Source organism: Amycolatopsis sp. NPDC051128 (genome assembly GCF_040682715.1).
In the GTDB taxonomy this organism is placed as follows: Bacteria; Actinomycetota; Actinomycetes; order Mycobacteriales; family Pseudonocardiaceae; genus Amycolatopsis.
Window position 1 is genome coordinate 56,993 of the sequence record NZ_JBFBBN010000050.1, and the last position, 17,892, is coordinate 74,884.

Genomic DNA, 17,892 nt, shown 5'->3' on the forward strand with positions numbered 1-17,892 from the left:
CTGCTGAACTGCGATAACGGCAACAGCGCTGGACGCTCAATGGTGTGATATCACTACCATGAGTAGTTCTGTGAATGATTAACTCACTCGAATGTCGGTAGCCGCCCGGCGGCAAAGAAAGAACCCGGGCCGCGAGGAGCGGCCCGGGTTCCGGAGTGGCGCGGGGTCAGACGGTGCCCGGCTTCGGCAGCATCTGCTTGGCCGGGGTGTTCTGGTAGGACGCCAGGTGCCAGGAGCCGTCCCGCTTCACGACGGTCCACGAGGCCCGGATCGACTGGTTGTCCGCGACCTCGGTCTCGCCGGGGCCGAGGACGCCGCCCTGGGTGATGAGGACGCCGGAGTCCGGGGTGAAGAAGCGGATCTCCAGCGGCCGCCCGGTGACCTGGGTGCCCTTGTAGTTGCCCTCGAACGACTCCTTCAGGAACGCGCGGATCTCTTCGCGGCCCTTCTTGAAGATGCCGGGCAGGATCATGGTGCCGTCTTCGGTGAAGACGCCGGCGAACCCGTCGGCGTCGCCGTAGGCCCACGCGGCGATGACCTTCTGGGTCAGGGCCGCGATCGCGGCCTGGTCCGCGGCGGTGCCGGCTTCGGTCGTGGTCATGAGCGTCTCCCTAGATGTAGAGCGTGTTGGGCTCGAGTCCGCAAAGCACCCGGCCGTACAGTTCGGTGTTGGTGTTCGGGTGCATCAGCGCGTGGAGGTTGACCGCGGCGACGTCGCGGGCGATGCGCTGGATCGGGATGCCGTGGTAGATCGAGGAACCGCCGGAAGCGCCGGCCAGGATGTCGATGGAGTCCTTGGCCAGCCGGACCACCGCGCCGAGGTCGGCCCGCGCGATCGCGCGCTCCTCCAGCTTCCACGGGCTGCCGTCGGCGGTCTTCGTGTCGACCAAAGTGGACAGCCGGTGCGCGTGGAACTGGGCCTCGTCGATCTTCAGCGCCGACTCGGCCACCTGGTGGTGCGTGATCGGGGCCTCGCGCTGCGATTCGTAGGCGGTGTAGGTGATCTTGCGGTCCGGCAGCCGCTTGAGGAAGCTGTCCTGAGCCGACTTCGCCATGCCCACCAGCGTGCCGACCGACGACGCCGCGGCGACCGGCAGCAGCGGCGACCGGTAGATCGAGCCTGGCGCACCGCCCTGCCCCTCCAGCACCGCGGGCAGCGGGAGCACGCGCTCGGCCGGGATGAAGACGTCCTGCGCCACCGTCGACACGCTGCCGGTCCCGCGCAGGCCCGCGGTGTCCCAGTCGTCCACGATCAGCAGGTCCGACAACGGAACCAGCGCCATGATCGGGTACGGCTCGCCCTCGGCCGGGACGAGGATCGCGATGACCTCCTGCCACTGCGCGTGCAGCGCCCCGCTGATGAAGCCCCACTTGCCGTTCACCACGACGCCGCCGTCGACCGGCGCCGCCATCGCGGACGGGCTGAGCGTGCCGCACACGCGGACGTCCGGGGTCGCGAACACCTCGTCCTGCACCGCTTCCGGGAAGTGGCAGGCCATCCAGGTGGGGATCGTGTACACCGAAGCCACCCAGGAGGTGGAGCCGTCGGCGCGGCCGATCTCGGTGGCGACGTCGACCAGCGTGCGGGTGTCGGCTTCGAACCCGCCGTACCGCTTCGGGCGGCGCATCTTGAACACGCCGGCCTCGGCGAGCGCCTCGATGGACTCGTCGTGCACCCGCCGGTTCTGCTCGGACCAGTTCGCGTGCTTCTTCAGTACGGGAGCCAGTTCGGCCACGCGGCGAACCAGTTCCTCCCGCGTCGGAACATCGGTGCTCGACACCTTGACCTCCTAGATTGTCGACGGTCCCAGCTTCGCAGCGGGGCAGGGGAAACGCGTCTTCCTGCTTGCCGGTGGGGTCACGCCGCGGCACTCTCGGAGGCGCGTGGCGGGAGCCCGACGACGTTCTGGCCGTCCCGGCGCGCGAACCAGGTCGCCATCGGCGCGGCCATCGCGGTCGAGACCAGCGCCATGATCACCAGCATCGTGAACAACGTGGGTGACAGCACGCCGAGGTCGAGCCCGATGTTGAGCACCACCAGCTCGGTCAGGCCGCGGCAGTTCATCAGCACGCCGACCTGCAGCGACCGGTTCCAGTTCTCGCCGACCGCCCGCGCGGACAGCGCCGAGCCGCCGAGCTTGCCCACGACCGCCGCGACGAGGATCAGCCCGCACCACAGCCACCCCTCGGCGGAGATCAGCGAGATGTTGGTCCGCAGCCCGCTGTAGGCGAAGAACAGCGGCAGCATCAACGCCGTGGTCAGCCCGCCCGCCTTGTCCATCAGCCAGGTCGCGATCACGTTGTCCCGCGGGAAGACCAGCCCGAACACGAACGCGCCGAACATCGCGTGCACGCCGATCCACTCGGTGGCCAGCGCGCACAGCAGGACGCCGACCACCGACAGCGGCGCGGCCTTCTGCAGCCGGGCCACCGGCACCCCGGTCACCATCCTGTGCAGCAGCGGCCGCACGACCAGGCCGAGGAACGCGACGAACGCCATGGTCAGCGCGACCGTCAGCACCACGCCGAACAGCGAGGACGCCGTCGTCAGCGCGACCACCAGCGCCAGCAGGCTCCACGCCGTGACGTCGTCGACCACCGCGCAGGTCAGCGCGACCACGCCGACCTCGGTGCGGAACAACCCGATCTCGTGCAGGATCCGGACCAGCACCGGGAGCGCCGTGATGCTCAGCGAAACGCCGAAGAACAAGGCGAACGCGAGGAAGCCGACGCCCTCCGGAGCGAACCGGCTGTAAGCGAACACCGCGAGCCCGACCCCGAGCAGGAACGGGAACGCGATGCTGACGTGGCTGACCACGACCGCGAGCCGGCCACGGCCGCGCAGCAGCCGCGTGTTCAGCTCCAGCCCGGCGAGGAACACGAAGAAGATCACGCCGAGCTGCGCCACGACGTTCAGCTGAGGGATCGCGGCCTTGGGGAGCAGCACCGCCGCGCCGTCGGGCCACAGCGAGCCGAGCACGGACGGGCCGAGCAGGATGCCCGCGGTGATCTCACCGATCACCGCGGGCTGCCCGAGCCGCTGCGCCAGCCAGCCGACGAGCTTGCAGGCCCCGACGACGACGGAGATGGCCAGCAGCAGCTGGACCAGTGACGGCCCGGCCACGGCCTTCGCCTTGGCGACGCTGTCGCCGTCGTTCCCCTGGCTCAGCAGGACTATCGCGATCACGACCGGGACGACGACCAGTCCGATGTAGACAGTGAGGGCGCGGATCCCGCTCCGCGGCTTCGCGTCCGCCATGTGACTCCGATCAGGTTCGGGGAAGTTCGCGATCGGCCCTGGCGATCCTGTGCGCAGGACACCTCTTCACCCCGCGTCGGTGGCCGCCGATCCTGACCGAAGCTAACAATGCCGGCTGGAGATCCGATCGAGGAGCGGCTGACCTGATCGGGAAGCCGCGCGCGGGCGCCGGGCTACCGGCCCGCCGGCGGAACCGGCAGCGGCAGCAGCGGACACTCCAGATCGGACCGCTTGCCGGATTGGCGCGCGGGCAGCGCACCGCCCGAGAGGTACTCCGCGATCTTGCCGTCCACACAGGCGTTGCCGCCCATCAGCGTGGTCGCGTGGTTCAGGCCGCCCGGCACGGCGAGCAACGTGGCCGCCGGGAACCGGGCGCGGGTCTCGAGGCTGCCCTCGAACGGCGTTGCCGGGTCGAGCGTCTCGTCGACCAGCAGCATGCTGTCCAGGCGGTGGCTGCCGACGTTCACCGGTTTGCCCGCCGGGGTGGGCCAGAACGCGCACGGCGCGTTGATCCAGGTGTTCTGCCAGGCGAAGTACGGCGCCTCGGCGTACGCCCGCCAGGTGTCCGCCCGCCACTTGTGCCAGTTCGTGGGCGACTGCGTGTCCGTGCACTCCACGGCCAGGTACGCGGCGTAGGCGTTGTCGTTGCCGCGTCCGCCGATCTGCACGAACAACGTCTTCAACGTCGCGCCGTCGTGGTGGCCGACCCAGCCGGCGAACGCGTCGGCGACGAGCGTCCAGTGGAGCTGGCGGTAGGCGGCCAGCTGGAAGATGTCGGTCCACTCGTCCGGGCCGACCGAGCCCGCGGCCGGTTCGCGCGCCAGCTCGACCAGCTGCCGGTCGTACACGTTCTTCACCGCCGCCTGGGTCTTGCCGAGGTGGTAGACGTCGTCGTGCGACGCGATCCAGCCGAAGAACGCGTTCAGGCTCCGGTCGTACCCGGCATCTTGCGACAGGTTGAGCCGGTAGTAGATGTCCCGGGGGTGCACGCTGCTGTCCAGGACCATCCGGCGCACCCGGTCCGGGTGCAGCGTCGCGTAGACCTCTTCGACGTACGTGCCGTAGGAGTAGCCGTAGAAGCTCATCCTGTCCACGCCGAGCGCGGCCCGGATGCGCTCCAGGTCGGCCACCGCGTCCGTGGTCTTCATGTTCGCCAGCAGGTCCGGGTCGTTGTGCGCGCCGCAGGCGCGGACGTAACCCCGTACGCGGTCGAGCCAGGTCCGCTCGAGCCGCGGCGTGACCGGCACGTAGCTCGGCCGGTCGAAGTCCATGTAGCCGGGATCGCACGACAGCGCGGGGCTGCTCGTCCCGACCCCCCGTGGGTCGAAGCCGATCCAGTCGTAGGCGTCTCCGGCATGGCCGGGGACCAGCTCGCCCATCGCGGACATGGCCAGCCCGGGCAGGCCGGGACCGCCCGAGACCATCATCATGACGCCCCGGTAAGCGCTCTCCGGCGTCCGGTGCTTGACCCGGGACAGCGCGATCCGGAGCTGCTTCCCGTTCGGCCGGCGGTAGTCCATCGGAACCTGGAGCGTTCCGCACTGGGCGCCTGCCGCCACCAGTCCCGGGTCCTGACACGAACTCCAGGCGATGGTGCCCGGCGCCGCGGCGGCGGCCGGAGCGCTCACCGCCGAAAACGCCATGGCCACACCGGTGACCGTGGTGACAATCAGACGTTTCACCTAGTCCACCTCCGTTTGAACCGGGACAGGTGGTGGCGAGATTAGGCGGGAAAACGGGCGCCGCGCGTCTTTGCCGTTGCCGATCTGTCATGACATCCTCATCAATGCGTTCTTCGCGCGGCGGGCTGGAGTCACACCGGGAGGGCGGTTACGTTGGCTTCCATGGGATTTCCGATCGACGACCTGCTGGCGACGGTGCCCGCTGACCGCGTGCTCACCGATCCCGACGTGCTGGCCGCCTACTGCCGCGACAAGGCCGACCTGTGTGACGCGGGCACGCCGCTCGCCGTCGTGCGCCCGCGGAGCACCGCCGAGGTCGCCGCCACCGTACGGGTGGCCGCCACGCACCGGGTGCCGGTCGTCCCGCAGGGCGCGCGCACCGGGCTGACCGGCGCGGCCAACGCGGTCGACGGCGCCTTCGTCGTGTCGCTGACCGGGTTGGACCGGATCCTCGAGATCGACCCGGGTGAGCAGATCGCGGTCGTGCAACCGGGTGTGGTCAACGCCGAACTCCGCCGGGCCGCCGCCAAGGAGGGGCTCGCCTACCTGCCGGACCCCGGTTCCTGGGAGTCCTCGACGATCGGCGGCAACGTCTCGACCGACGCGGGCGGCATGTGCTGCGTCAAATACGGTGTCACCGGCGAGTACGTGCTCGGCTTGGAAGTCGTGCTCGCCGACGGCGAGATCCTCCGCTGCGGCCGCCGGACCATGAAGGGTGTCGCCGGCTATGACCTGACCGGGCTGTTCGTCGGATCCGAGGGCACGCTCGGGATCATCACCGAGATCACCGTCCGGCTCCGGCCGGCGCCACCGGAAGCCCGGACCATGGTGGCGGTGTACCCGACGGTGCCGGCGGCCGGACGGGCGGTTTCCTCGATCGTCGCCGCCGGCCACCGGCCCAGCATGCTCGAGCTGCTCGATCGCACGCACCTGCGGGCGATCGAGGCGTACCGGCCGATGGGCCTGGACACCGAGGCGGCGGCCATGCTGCTGATCGCCACGGACACCGGGACCGGGACCGACCTCGCCGCGATCGCCGAGTGCTGCCAGGCGGCCGGCGCGAGTGAGCTGTACGTCGCCGAGGACGCGGTCGAGGCCGAGGCGTTGACCAGCGCGCGCCGGCTGGCGCACCCGGCGATGGAACACCTTGCGCTGCAAGCGTTCCCCGCCGGCCGGGGCAGCCTCATCGTGGACGATGTCGCCGTGCCGAGGTCGCGGATCACCGATCTCCTCGCCGGCGTCGAGGCGATCTCGGGCCGGCACGGCGTACTGGTGGGCGTGGTCGGGCACGCCGGCGACGGGAACCTGCACCCGGTCATCGTGGTGGACCACGCGGACCAGTCCAGTATGGACCGTGGGCGGCTGGTGTTCGACGAGATCATGCGGCTGGGCCTCGCGCTGGGCGGCACCTGCACCGGCGAGCACGGCGTCGGGCTGCTCAAACGGGACTGGCTCGCGCGGGAGATCGGTCCCGTCGGCCTGAAGGTCCACCGTGCGGTGAAAGCGGCGTTCGACCCGGACGGGATCTTCAATCCGGGCAAGGTGATCGCGCTTCCCTGACGGCACGCCGGAGGAAGGCAGCCATCGTCCCGGCTGGAAACATCGGCGGAAAGGATGCCTGCGGGGACGGAGACGCGATGATGATGGACGACGGGCCGCCCGCGGTGGCGGTCATCGCCGGCACACCCTACGACTCCGGCCTCGGCGCCGAGCTGCTGAGGGCCAGGGGACTGGCGGCGGTTCCGCACGCGATGGCGGGCTCGCCGGACGAGCAGGACTCGTTGCAGTACCAGGATCCCGGAGCGTTGGCGGCGGCTTTCCACGCTCGTCTCGGCGAACTGCGCGCTCAGGGGACCGAACGGGCGATGCTGTTCTGCAATTCGCTTTCCGCTGTGGTGGACCACGACAGTTCCGCGCTGCCGGTGGTCTCGCCCGTCACGGTCTACCGGGAACTGCTTCCGGAGCTGCGCTCCTCGTTGGTGGTCACCGGGAACGCGCAGGCCGTCGTCGGCGTCGAGCGCACCGCCTGGCGGGTCAGCCCCGGCCACCGGATGTTCGGGGTGTCGGATCCCGCCCTGGTGCGCGGGATCGAGGCCGGTGACCCGGAGGCGGCGTTCGCCGCTTCGCACCTGCCGACCACGTTGCGCCTCGCCGAGCGGCTCGGCCTGGAGGCCGTCGTCCTGGCGTGTACGCACTTCACGGCCGTGCTGCCGTTCGTCACCACCGCTTGCGCCCTGCCCGTCATCGACGTCGGAACCAGGCTGGTCGAACTGACCGTCCAGTCGGTCGCGAGCCGGAAGCGCGCCGCCTAGCGTCGCGAGTTGTCCGACGTTCGGGCCGAGCGCCCCAATGTGGCGTTGGGTGCGTTGGATGCACCCAATGTGGCGTTGGTTGCGTTGGATGCACCCAATGTGGCGCTCGGTGCGTTGGACGCAACCAACGCCACATTGGGGCGCAACCCGGGCCGCTGTCAACGCACCTCGGACGCGCGACACCAGCCGAGCCGGGCCGGCCAAGGTAGCGGTCGAGTGGTCTGCCGCGGCAGGTCGGAGTGAGAAACAGGGTCAGAACACTGTTTCTCACTCACGACCGCCACCTGCGTCCCGGGGTCAGCCGGCCAGGAGGCGCCGGTTCCACCAGTCCGAGGACCGGCGGCCGACCGCCACGGTCAGTGCGTCGATCTCCTTCGCCAGGAGACGCAGATCTTCGGCCACGAGCGCCTGCGGGCCGTCGCACTTGGCCTGCTCGGGGTGCGGGTGGACGTCGACGAGCACACCGTCCGCGCCGACGGCGATCGCCGCCCGGGACAGCGGGAGGACGAGATCTCGCCGCCCTCCGGAGTGCGAAGGGTCGATCATGACCGGCAGGTGCGAAAGCCGTTGGACGACCGGGACCGCCGAGATGTCGAGTGTGTTGCGGGTGGCGGTCTCGAAGGTGCGGATCCCGCGCTCGCACAGGACGATGTCGAGATTGCCGCGTTGCGCGATGTATTCGGCGGCCATCAGCCATTCCTCGATGGTGGCGCTCATCCCGCGCTTGAGCAGCACCGGCTTGCCCGCCTCGCCGACCGCCTGCAGCAGCCCGAAGTTCTGCATGTTCCGGGTGCCGACCTGCAGCATGTCCGCGTACGTGGCGACCATCGCGACATCGTCCGCCGCGACCACCTCGGTGACCACCGGCAGGCCGGTCTCCGCGCGGACGTCGGCGAGGATCCGCAGGCCGGCCTCGCCGAGGCCCTGGAAGGCGTACGGCGACGAGCGCGGCTTGAACGCGCCACCGCGCAGCAACGTCGCACCCGCGGCCTGAGCCATCTGCGCCGCTTCCAGGGTCTGCTCCGGCGTTTCCACCGCGCACGGCCCGGCGATCAGGGTGACCGTGTCCGGGCCGATGGGCACGCCGCGGACGTACACTGTGGACCGTTCCCGGTGGTGCTCCAGGCTCACCAGCTTGTACTTGGCGGAGATGCGGGTGACGCTCTGCACCCCTTGCATCCCCCCGAGGTTGAGCGTCTCGAACCGGTCGACGTCGCCGACCAGCCCGATGATCACCCGGCTGACGCCGCGGCTGACGAAGGCCTCGCCACCCGCCGCCGTCACCCGGTCCACGACGGCCTCGACGTCCCCGGTCCTCGCATCGGTAGCCATGACGATGACCATGATTCTGCACCCTCCAGCGTTACGGGCCTGGCCGCCGGCGGGCGCCGGCGGTGTCCCGGTGGACCAAGCATCCAGCGGGGTGGCGAATGCCCGCGTCTCGACGGTTGCGCGACCCGCCCGGGGTCAGGGGAGGCGGCCGGTGATGAGGGCGGCGAGCCGGGAGACGCCCTCGTCGATCAGTTCCGGGGTGAGCAGGCTGATCGACAGCCGGAGCTGGTTGAACCCGCCCTTGCCGCCGTAGAAGTGGTGCATCGGCGTGAACAGCACGCCGTGGTCGCGCGCGGCGTGGGCCAGCAGCGCGTCGTCGACGACGAAGGGCACGGTGACGGTGATGAAGAACCCACCTGTCGGCGTGTTCCAGGTGATCCCGGGGCAGGAGCCGAAGGCGCGGGCGAGCGCGTCCAACGTGAGGTGAAGATTGCGTTGGTAGATGGCGGTTTCGCGCGCGTTGGCCTTGGTCAGGCTGAGGTCGTTGAGAAGGAGCTTTCCGGCGATCACCGCCTGGGCGATGGGGGAGGTGTTCACCGTGAGCATGCCTTTGAGCTTCGAGAGCAGGTCGGCGAGCAGGCCGCCTCCGGCCACGTGCTGGTCCGCCACGACGTAGCCGACCCGGGCGCCGGGCATGCCGGTTTTGGCGAAGGAGCCGAGGTAGACGACGGTCCCCGAATCGTCGAGTGCTTTCAGCGAGGGGAGGCGGTCGGCTCCGAAGAGCCCGTACGCGTTGTCCTCGAGGAGCAGGATGCCGTGCGCCTTGGCGACTTCGAGGAGGCGGCGGCGGGCGGGCAGGTCCATGCTCGTGCCGGTGGGGTTGGCGAAGTCCGGTGTCACGTAGCAGGCCCGGACCCGTTTTCCCGCTTCGCCGGCCAGTTTCAGCTGGTGCGCCAGGTCGTCGAGGTCGATGCCGTTCTCGGTGGACCGGACCGGCCAGACGGGGGTGTCGGTGATCAGCGCCGCCCCGGTCAGGCCGACGTAGGTGGGGGCGGGGGCGAGCAGCACGTCCCGGTCGTCCGCTCGCAGCGCCCGGAGCACCAGGAACAGGGCCTCCTGACAGCCGACGGTGACGACCACGGACTCCGGCGTGACGTCGATGTTCTCGTCCTCGGCGAGGTTGCGGGCGATGAGATCGCTGATGATGCCCTTCGTGGCGCCGTACTGGAAAAGCAGCCGCGTGACCTCGGCCTCGTCCAGCTTTCGGTCGCGCCGCAGGTGGTCGCAGTACGCCTCGATGTACTGGTGGACGAGACGGACGTCGAAGAATTCTTCGTACGGCCGGCCGGCCGCCATGGAAATGGCCCGCGGATATTCGCCGATCAGCTCGTTGAGCAGGTTCATCGACGAGATGGCCGGATCGGCGAGCGATCCGTGCAGCGTTTCCGTGCTCAGTTCAGCCATATCGCCTCTCCCGCGGCCGATCACCTGGTTTCAGTATGCGTCCGGGCGAGCCCGCGGCTTCTCCGGTGATGCGTCGCCGGCCGAGGGGACGCGGGCAACATGAGAGAGGACAATGCCGGCCCGGCCTTGCGATTCTCGGGGGTGGGTGGCGCCGGCCGACGCGAGACGCTAGTCACCGAATACTCGCCCAATGGAGGTTGGAGACCGTGCAGAACGCACTCCGGGATATGACCATCGACTATGTCGAGCTGTACGTGGACGATATCGAACGGAATCTCGCCTGGCTTGTCGACGGTTGTGGTTTTGGCGTGCGCGCGAGGTCGGCCCCGGCAGCCGGAACGACGCGTTCGGTCAACGTCGGGCAGGGCGAGATCGACCTGGTGCTCACCGAGTCGGGCGAGGACCACCCCGCGCACGCCTACGTGGAGCGGCACGGGGACGGTATCGGCGACATCGGCATCCGGGTGCCGGACGCCGCCGCGGCGTTCGCCGAGGCCGTGCGGCGCGGCGTGCGGCCGGTCATGGCGCCGGTCACCCGGGGAGCGGTGACCACCGCGACGATCGCCGGCTTCGGCGATGTGACGCACACCTTCGTCCAGCGACCGGACGACGCGGTGGTGGCCGACGTGCGCGGCCTCGTCGCCGTGCCCGGCGGCGGCGCCACTCCGGGGAACGGGCTGCACCGGGTCGACCACTTCGCGATTCCCGTCGAGGCGGGCCGGATGGACGAGACCGTCGAGTACTACCAGCGGACGTTGGACTTCGAGCTCATCCTCACCGAGCGGATCGTCACCGGCGACCAGGGAATGTTCATCAAGGTCATCCAGAGCAAGTCGCGCGCCGTCACGTTCACGCTCGTCGAGCCGGACACCAGCCTGGCGAACGGCCAGGTCGACCGGTTCCTCAAGGACAACGACGGCCCGGGTGTGCAGCACATGGCCTTCAGCACCAAGGACATCCTCGCCACGGTGCGGCGGCTCACCGACGACGGCATCGAGCTGCTGACGACGCCGGCGCCCTACTACACCGCGCTCGCCAACCGCGTGCGGCCGGAGAAGTATTCCGTCGAGGAGCTGCGGGAGCTGAACATCCTGGTGGACGAGGACCACGACGGCCAGCTCTACCAGATCTTCGCCAAGTCCGTGCATCCGCGGAACACCCTCTTCCTGGAGATCATCGAGCGGGCCGGGGCGACCTCGTTCGGCAGCTCGAACATCAAGCACCTGTACGACAGCGTCGAAGCGCACCAGGTGCCGGGGTCGACGTCCGCCTGAACGCGGCCGGGCAACGGTGGAGACGTGTCCGGGTGAACCGTCCGGGCAGACTGGTCGCCGGGGCGCCTGCCGTGGCGTGGGCGGCCGTGCGCGACTTATTGCCAGCTAGATCGTCCTAAGTGGAGTGAGGTTGCCGTGTCTAATCCGTTCGAGGACGCCGACGCCCTGTACTTGGTCCTTGTGAACGACGAAGGGCAGTACAGCCTGTGGCCCGCGGGCATCGCGGTCCCGGCCGGCTGGACGACGGCGCACGACGCGGACTCCCGCTCGAACTGCCTCGAGTACGTCGAAGCTCGGTGGACCGACATGCGGCCCAACAGCCTTGTCCAGGCCGAACGGGCGTGACCGGAATGGATGTCCAGCGGGACCTTGTCTCGAAGTGGAATGACACGGCGCGGGATGTGCCGGTGACGGTGTTGCCGGAGTTGTTCGCGGCGCAGGCCGCGCGGACGCCGGACGCGGTCGCGGTGGAGTCCGGGGGCGTCGCGTGGTCGTATGCGGAACTGGACGCGCGGTCGAGCCGGTTGGCCCGCTATCTGGTGGGGCTGGGCGTGGGACCGGAGCGGCTGGTGGCGGTGGCGTTGCCGCGGTCGCTGGAGATGGTGGCCGCCGTGTTGGCGGTGGCGAAGGCCGGTGGGGCCTATCTGCCGATCGATCCGGGGTACCCGGCCGATCGGATCGGCTACATGCTCACCGATGCCGCCCCGAGCCTGCTGATCACCGACCGGGCCACCTCGGCGCGGCTGCCGGAAACGGCGGGCGTGACCGTGCTCGACCTCGGCGACGACGCGGTGACGACGGCGGTGGCGGAGCAGTCCGGCGGCGCCGTCACCGATCAGGACCGGACCGCGCCGTTGCTGGCCGCGCACCCGGCCTACCTGATCTACACGTCCGGTTCCACCGGGCGGCCCAAGGGCGTGGTGGTCACCCACCAGGGCCTGGCGAGCCTGTCCGCGTACCTGATCTCGACCTTCGGCATCGGGCCGGAGTCGCGGGTGGGGCAGGTGGCCTCGCTGAGCTTCGACGCGGCCGTCATGGAACTGATGATGTCGTTGCCCGCCGGAGCGGCGCTGGTTCTCCCCCCGCCCAGGCAGCTGGCCGGGGAGGTGCTGGCCGAGGCGCTGCACGAGCTGCGGGTCAGCCATGCCCTGGTCGGGCCGGCGTCCCTGGCCGGTGCGGCTCCGGACCAGCTGCCCCTGCTCGAGTGCATGATGGTCGGCGGCGAGGCGTGCCCCGGTGAGGTCTGCGCCGAGTGGTCGCCGGGCAGGCGGATGTTCAACGCCTACGGCCCGACCGAGGCGACGGTGGCCGTGACGCTGAGCGGGCCACTGTCCGGAGCGGACGCGCCGCCGATCGGGAAACCGATCTGGAACGCCCGGGTGTACGTGCTGAACGAGCGGCTCGAAGAGGTGCCGCCGGGTGTGCCGGGCGAGCTGTACCTGGCCGGTCCGGGGTTGGCGCGGGGGTACCTGAACCAGGCCGCGTTGACCGCGCAGCGGTTCGTGGCCTGCCCGTTCGGGGCCGGGGAACGGATGTACCGGACCGGGGACCTGGCGCAGTGGCGGGCGGACGGCGAGCTGGAGTACCTGGGCCGGGTGGACCAGCAGGTCCAGGTCCGCGGGTTCCGCATCGAGCCGGGCGAGATCGAGGCGGTGCTGGCCGCGCAGCCCGGGGTGGCCCAAGCCGTCGTGGTGGCCAGGGAGGACCGGCCGGGCGACCAGCGCCTGGCGGGCTACGTCGTGCCCACGCCGGGGAGCCGGGTGGACCCGGCCGGGATCCGGGCCGCCGCGGCCGAGGCGCTGCCCGTCTACATGGTGCCCGCCGCGGTGGTGGTGCTGGACGCGCTGCCGTTGACGGTCAACGGGAAGCTGGACCGGAAGGCCCTGCCCGCACCGAAGTACGCCGCCGGGACCGGGCGGGAGCCGTCCACACCGGCCGAGCAGATCCTGTGTGAACTGTTCGCCGAAGTCCTTGGCGTGGACCGGGTCGGGGTGGACGACGGCTTCTTCGACCTGGGCGGCCACTCGCTGCTGGTGGCCCGGCTGATCAGCCGGGTGCGGTCGGTGCTGGGCGTGGAGCTGGAGATCCGGACGGTGTTCGACCACCCGACGGCCGAGCTGCTGGCGAAGTCGCTGGACGGGGCCGGGGCGGCGTGGCCGGCGCTGGAGCGGGCCGAGCGGCCCGAGCGGCTGCCGTTGTCGTTCGCCCAGCGGCGGTTGTGGTTCCTCGACCAGCTGGAGGGGCCGAACACGACCTACAACGTCCCGTTCGGGTGGCGGCTGCGCGGGCCGGTGGACGCGGGTGCGCTGGCCGCGGCCCTGTGTGACGTGGCCGGGCGGCACGAGGCGCTGCGGACGGTGTTCCCGGTGGCCGAGGGGCAGCCGTACCAGCGGGTGGTTCCGGCCGCGCTGGCCGCGCCCGAGCTCACCGTGGTGCGGGCCGGGGAAGCCGACCTGGCCGCGCTGACCGAGCAGGCGGCACACCACGTGTTCGACCTGGCCACCGAGCTGCCGGTGCGGGCGTGGCTGTTCGAGCTGGGAGCCGAGGAGTCCGTGCTGGTGCTGCTGACGCACCACATCGCCAGTGACGGCTGGTCGCTCGGAGTGCTGCTGCGAGACCTGGGGCAGGCCTACGAGGCGCGGCTGGCGGGCCACTCTCCCGAGTGGACGGACCTGCCGGTGCAGTACGCGGACTACACGCTCTGGCAGCGTGGGCTGCTGGGCGGGGACTCCGACGACGACAGCGCGCTGGCCCGGCAGGTGGCGTACTGGGAATCGGCGCTGGCCGGCCTGCCCGAGCAGCTGGACCTGCCGTTCGACCGGTCCCGGCCGGCGCGTCCCTCCTATCGCGGCGGGCACGTCGACGTCGAGGTGGACGCCGGGCTGCACCGGGGGCTGGTGGAGCTGGCGCGCGAGCACCAGGTGACGTTGTTCATGGTGCTGCAGGCCGGGCTCGCGGTGCTGCTGTCCCGGTCCGGGGCAGGCACCGACATCCCGATCGGCGTGCCGGTGGCCGGCCGCGGCGGGGACGAGGCGCTGCACCAGCTCGTCGGGTTCTTCGTCAACACACTGGTGCTGCGGACGGACCTGTCGGGCGACCCGAGTTTCGCGGAGCTGCTCCGCCGCGTCCGCGACCGGGACCTGGCGGCCTACGCGCACCAGGACGTCCCGTTCGAACGGCTGGTGGAAGTGCTGAACCCGGTCCGTTCGACGGCTTATCACCCGCTGTTCCAGGTGATGCTGGCTTCTGACGATGATGCCGCCGGCCGGGAATGGAACATCCCGGGCCTGCGGGCGGAGGACCTGTCCCTCGCCGGGAGCTCGGCCAAGTTCGACCTGACGCTGACGTTCCGGTCTCGGCACGAGCCGGACGGCACCCCGGACGGGATCAGCTTCGCGCTGGAGTACGCGGCGGACCTGTTCGACCACGGCACCGCGCAGGCGCTGGCCGGGCGGCTGGTCGCGCTGCTGGGCCAGTTCACCGCCGACCCGGCGCTGTCGGTCGGTGACGGGGAACTGCTGACGGCGGCCGAGCGGGAGCTGGTCGTCTCGGCGTGGAACGACACGGCGCGGGATGTGCCGGTGACGGTGTTGCCGGAGTTGTTCGCGGCGCAGGCCGCGCGGACGCCGGACGCGGTCGCGGTGGAGTCCGGGGGCGTCGCGTGGTCGTATGCGGAACTGGACGCGCGGTCGAGCCGGTTGGCCCGCTATCTGGTGGGGCTGGGCGTGGGACCGGAGCGGCTGGTGGCGGTGGCGTTGCCGCGGTCGCTGGAGATGGTGGCCGCCGTGTTGGCGGTGGCGAAGGCCGGTGGGGCCTATCTGCCGATCGATCCGGGGTACCCGGCCGATCGGATCGGCTACATGCTCAGCGACGCCGACCCGGTCGCCGTGCTCACGAACCGCCAGGTCGGCGCGGACCTGCCCGGCCAGGACCGGCTGGTCGTCCTGGACGACCCGGCGGTGGCCGCGGTGGTGGCGGACCTGCCCGGCGGCACTGTCGCCGATCAGGACCGGCTCGCGCCACTGCGGACCGCGCACCCGGCTTGGGTGATCTACACGTCCGGTTCCACCGGGCGGCCCAAGGGCGTGGTGGTCAGCCACCAGGGGGTGGCCAACCTGGCCGCGTTCATGGTCGAAACCTTGGCCGTCACCCCGCAGTCCCGGGTGGCCCAGCTCCTTTCGCTGAGCTTCGACATGTCACTGCTGGAGCTGCTGTCGTCGTTGTCGTCCGGAGCGACGCTGGTCCTCCCGGAGCCGGGGCAGCTGTCCGGGGACGCACTGGCCGGCACCCTGCGCGAGCTGCGGGTCAGCCACGCGGTGGTGGCGCCGGCCGCGCTGGCCGGGGCGGCATCCGACAGCCTGCCCGAGCTGGAGTGCCTGGTCGTCGGCGGTGAGGCCCTCCCGGGCGAAATCGTCGCCGAGTGGTCCGTGGGCCGGCGGCTGTTCAACGGCTACGGGCCGACCGAGACGACGGTGTGCACGACGATCGGCGGGCCGCTGTCGGGAGGCGGCGCCCCGCCGATCGGCGGCCCGAACTGGAACGTGCGGACCTACGTGCTGGACGCCCGGCTGAAGCCGGTGCCACCGGGCGTGGCCGGGGAGCTCTACCTGGCCGGTCCGGGCCTGGCCCGCGGGTACCTGAACCAGGCCGGGCTGACCGCGCAGCGGTTCGTGGCCTGTCCCTTCGGCTCCGGGGAACGGATGTACCGGACCGGGGACCTGGTGCGCTGGCGGACCGACGGCCAGCTGGAGTACCTGGGCCGGGTGGACCAGCAGGTCAAGGTCCGCGGGTTCCGGATCGAGCCGGGCGAGATCGAGGCGGTGCTGGCCGGCCAGCCGGGAGTGGACCAAGCCGTCGTCGTGGTCCGGGAGGACCGGCCGGGCGACCGGCGGCTGGTGGGCTACGTGCAACCGGAGGCCGGGAGCGCGCCGGATCCGGCGGGGTTGCGGGCCGCGGCCGCGCGGGTCCTGCCCGCGCACATGGTGCCCAACGCGGTGGTGGTGCTGGACGCACTTCCGTTGTCGCTCAACGGGAAGCTGGACCGGAAGGCGCTGCCCGAACCGACGTACGCGACGACGGCCGGGCGAGCGCCGGCCACGCCGCTGCAAGAGCGCCTGTGCGAGCTGTTCGCCGAGGTCCTCGGGGTGGAGCGGGCCGGGGTCGACGACAGCTTCTTCGACCTGGGCGGGCATTCGCTGCTCGCCGCCGTGCTCGTCGCCCGGCTGGAAGAGCAGTTCGGCATCACGATCAGCCTGCGGGACTTCCTGGCCGACCCGTCCGTCAGCGGCATCACCGGCTCGCTGCCCGCGGCCGGGCAGCCCTGACCAACCAACCCACGCCCGAAGGAGGGAGGAACGATGATGGACCTGGCCGCCGGCGGTGTCACCGTCTACTCGACCGCTCGTTCCAGCATCAGGCGCGACGTGCCGGATCACCTGGGCACGCTGCTCGAGGTCGCCGGGTGGGCCGAGGAAGCCGGCTACCGCGGCGCCTTGATCTACAGCGACAACACGTCGGTCGATTCCCTGATGGCGGCGCAGGCGGCCATCGCGAACACCGAGCGCTTCGTCCCGCTCGTCGCCATCCAGCCGATCGACCTGAGCCCGTTCTCGCTGGCCCGCTCGGTGTCGTCGCTGGCGCACCTGTACGGCAGGCGGATCGACATCAACTTCGTCAGCGGCGGGTTCAGCCGCGATCTCGCCGTCCAGGGCGACACCTTGGCGCACGACCCCCGGTACGACCGGCTCACCGAGTACGCGACGATCGTCAAGAAGCTGCTCACCGGTGGCATGGTCAATTTCGCGGGCGAGTACTACAACTTCCGCCGGGCCCGGCTCACCGCGCCGGTGCCCCACGAGCTGCTTCCCACGGCGTACGTGTCCGGCTCGTCGCCGGCCTGCCTGCAGGCGGGCGAGGCGCTGGGCGTCACCCAGCTCTCGTTCCCGTTGCTGCCGGAGGACCACGTCGGCCCGGACGTCCGCAAGAACGAGTTCGGCCGGGGCATCAGCGTCGGCATCATCGCGCGGGACGATTCCGCCGAGGCCTGGCGGCTCGCGCACGAGCGGTTCCCCGCCGACCCCGAGGGGGCCGCGCGGATGAAGCTGCTGCTCGACGCCGGGACGTCGTCCTGGCAGCCTCAGCTCGCTTCCGTGCCCATCGCGGACGAAGCGCCCGGCGAAACGTACTGGCTGGTGCCCTTCCGGTACCACCACACGTTCTGCCCCTACCTGGTGGGCAGCCACGACGAAGTGGCGCGGGCGCTGAAGACGTACCTCGAGGGCGGCATCCGCACCTTCGTCCTCGACATCCCGCGGGAAGCCGATGATCTGTGGCACGCGCGGATCGCGATCGAGCGCGCCGTCGCGGCCATGGACGGAGCCGCGGGGGCGGCGCCGCACGCCGCCTGACGGACCGCGATGGTCTCCGCCTTCATCCAAGGCGGCCTGACGGGAAACCGGCGACGCCCACCAGGCGTCGCCGGTTTCCCTTTCACCGCAAGGCCGGGCAGTGAGCTGTCAAGCTGCCCGATTGGCCCGGTTTCAGGTGCTCGCCCAAGGCCGTGAATGTCGCATTGTTGGGGGGTGTGTGCCGCGATTTGGGGGGTATCTGGGTCGGATGTACGCGTGGGG

At 70.8% G+C, this 17,892-nt stretch carries 12 protein-coding genes; 6 read left to right on the forward strand and 6 right to left on the reverse strand.

Annotated elements, in window-relative coordinates:
- Positions 1–166: 166 nt before the first annotated feature.
- The 4 genes from AB0M82_RS36255 to AB0M82_RS36270 all read right to left on the reverse strand — a co-directional run bounded on the left by AB0M82_RS36255 (position 167) and on the right by AB0M82_RS36270 (position 4,941).
- Positions 167–601: an SgcJ/EcaC family oxidoreductase gene (locus AB0M82_RS36255; protein ID WP_364731970.1), complete on the reverse strand. Its 435-nt coding sequence runs from the start codon at positions 599–601 to the stop codon at positions 167–169.
- 10 nt (positions 602–611) lie between these two features.
- Complete coding sequence (locus AB0M82_RS36260) at positions 612–1,781, reverse strand: acyl-CoA dehydrogenase family protein (protein WP_364731973.1); 1,170 nt, start codon at positions 1,779–1,781, stop codon at positions 612–614.
- 77 nt (positions 1,782–1,858) lie between these two features.
- Positions 1,859–3,259 (reverse strand): cation:proton antiporter, encoded by a 1,401-nt coding sequence (locus AB0M82_RS36265; protein WP_364731976.1) that lies wholly within the window; start codon positions 3,257–3,259, stop codon positions 1,859–1,861.
- 173 nt (positions 3,260–3,432) lie between these two features.
- A complete protein-coding gene (locus AB0M82_RS36270) occupies positions 3,433–4,941 on the reverse strand; it encodes an alpha/beta hydrolase (protein ID WP_364731978.1) in 1,509 nt (502 codons plus the stop codon).
- A gap of 162 nt (positions 4,942–5,103) precedes the next feature.
- Here AB0M82_RS36270 and AB0M82_RS36275 point away from each other — a divergent pair, with 162 nt between their 5' ends.
- Both AB0M82_RS36275 and AB0M82_RS36280 read left to right on the forward strand, forming a co-directional pair.
- Positions 5,104–6,501 carry an FAD-linked oxidase C-terminal domain-containing protein gene (locus tag AB0M82_RS36275; RefSeq protein ID WP_364731980.1) on the forward strand — a complete coding sequence of 466 codons (1,398 nt, stop codon included), beginning with the start codon at positions 5,104–5,106 and terminating at the stop codon, positions 6,499–6,501.
- 77 nt (positions 6,502–6,578) lie between these two features.
- The gene (locus AB0M82_RS36280; protein ID WP_364731983.1) at positions 6,579–7,253 is read left to right on the forward strand and encodes an aspartate/glutamate racemase family protein; all 675 of its coding nucleotides are present in this window, start codon (positions 6,579–6,581) and stop codon (positions 7,251–7,253) included.
- Between the two features lie 297 nt (positions 7,254–7,550).
- On the opposite strand, the gene aroF is transcribed toward AB0M82_RS36280, so the two are convergent.
- Positions 7,551–8,585 (reverse strand): 3-deoxy-7-phosphoheptulonate synthase, encoded by a 1,035-nt coding sequence (gene aroF / locus AB0M82_RS36285; protein ID WP_364731985.1) that lies wholly within the window; start codon positions 8,583–8,585, stop codon positions 7,551–7,553.
- Between the two features lie 135 nt (positions 8,586–8,720).
- Entirely contained in the window at positions 8,721–9,989 is a 1,269-nt protein-coding gene (locus AB0M82_RS36290) for a PLP-dependent aminotransferase family protein (protein ID WP_364731987.1), read from the reverse strand.
- Between the two features lie 227 nt (positions 9,990–10,216).
- On the opposite strand from AB0M82_RS36290, the gene hppD reads away from it, so the two are divergent.
- The 4 genes from hppD (at position 10,217) to AB0M82_RS36310 (ending at position 17,670) form a co-directional block, all read left to right on the forward strand.
- On the forward strand, positions 10,217–11,263 hold the full coding sequence (hppD, locus tag AB0M82_RS36295) for a 4-hydroxyphenylpyruvate dioxygenase (protein WP_364731989.1): 1,047 nt from the start codon (positions 10,217–10,219) through the stop codon (positions 11,261–11,263).
- 135 nt (positions 11,264–11,398) lie between these two features.
- Entirely contained in the window at positions 11,399–11,608 is a 210-nt protein-coding gene (locus tag AB0M82_RS36300; RefSeq protein ID WP_364731992.1) for an MbtH family protein, read from the forward strand.
- A 62-nt stretch (positions 11,609–11,670) separates the two neighbouring features.
- On the forward strand, positions 11,671–16,587 hold the full coding sequence (locus tag AB0M82_RS36305) for an amino acid adenylation domain-containing protein (protein WP_364731994.1): 4,917 nt from the start codon (positions 11,671–11,673) through the stop codon (positions 16,585–16,587).
- Positions 16,588–16,620: 33 nt separating this feature from the next.
- Positions 16,621–17,670 (forward strand): LLM class flavin-dependent oxidoreductase, encoded by a 1,050-nt coding sequence (locus tag AB0M82_RS36310; protein WP_364731997.1) that lies wholly within the window; start codon positions 16,621–16,623, stop codon positions 17,668–17,670.
- Positions 17,671–17,892 lie beyond the last annotated feature (222 nt).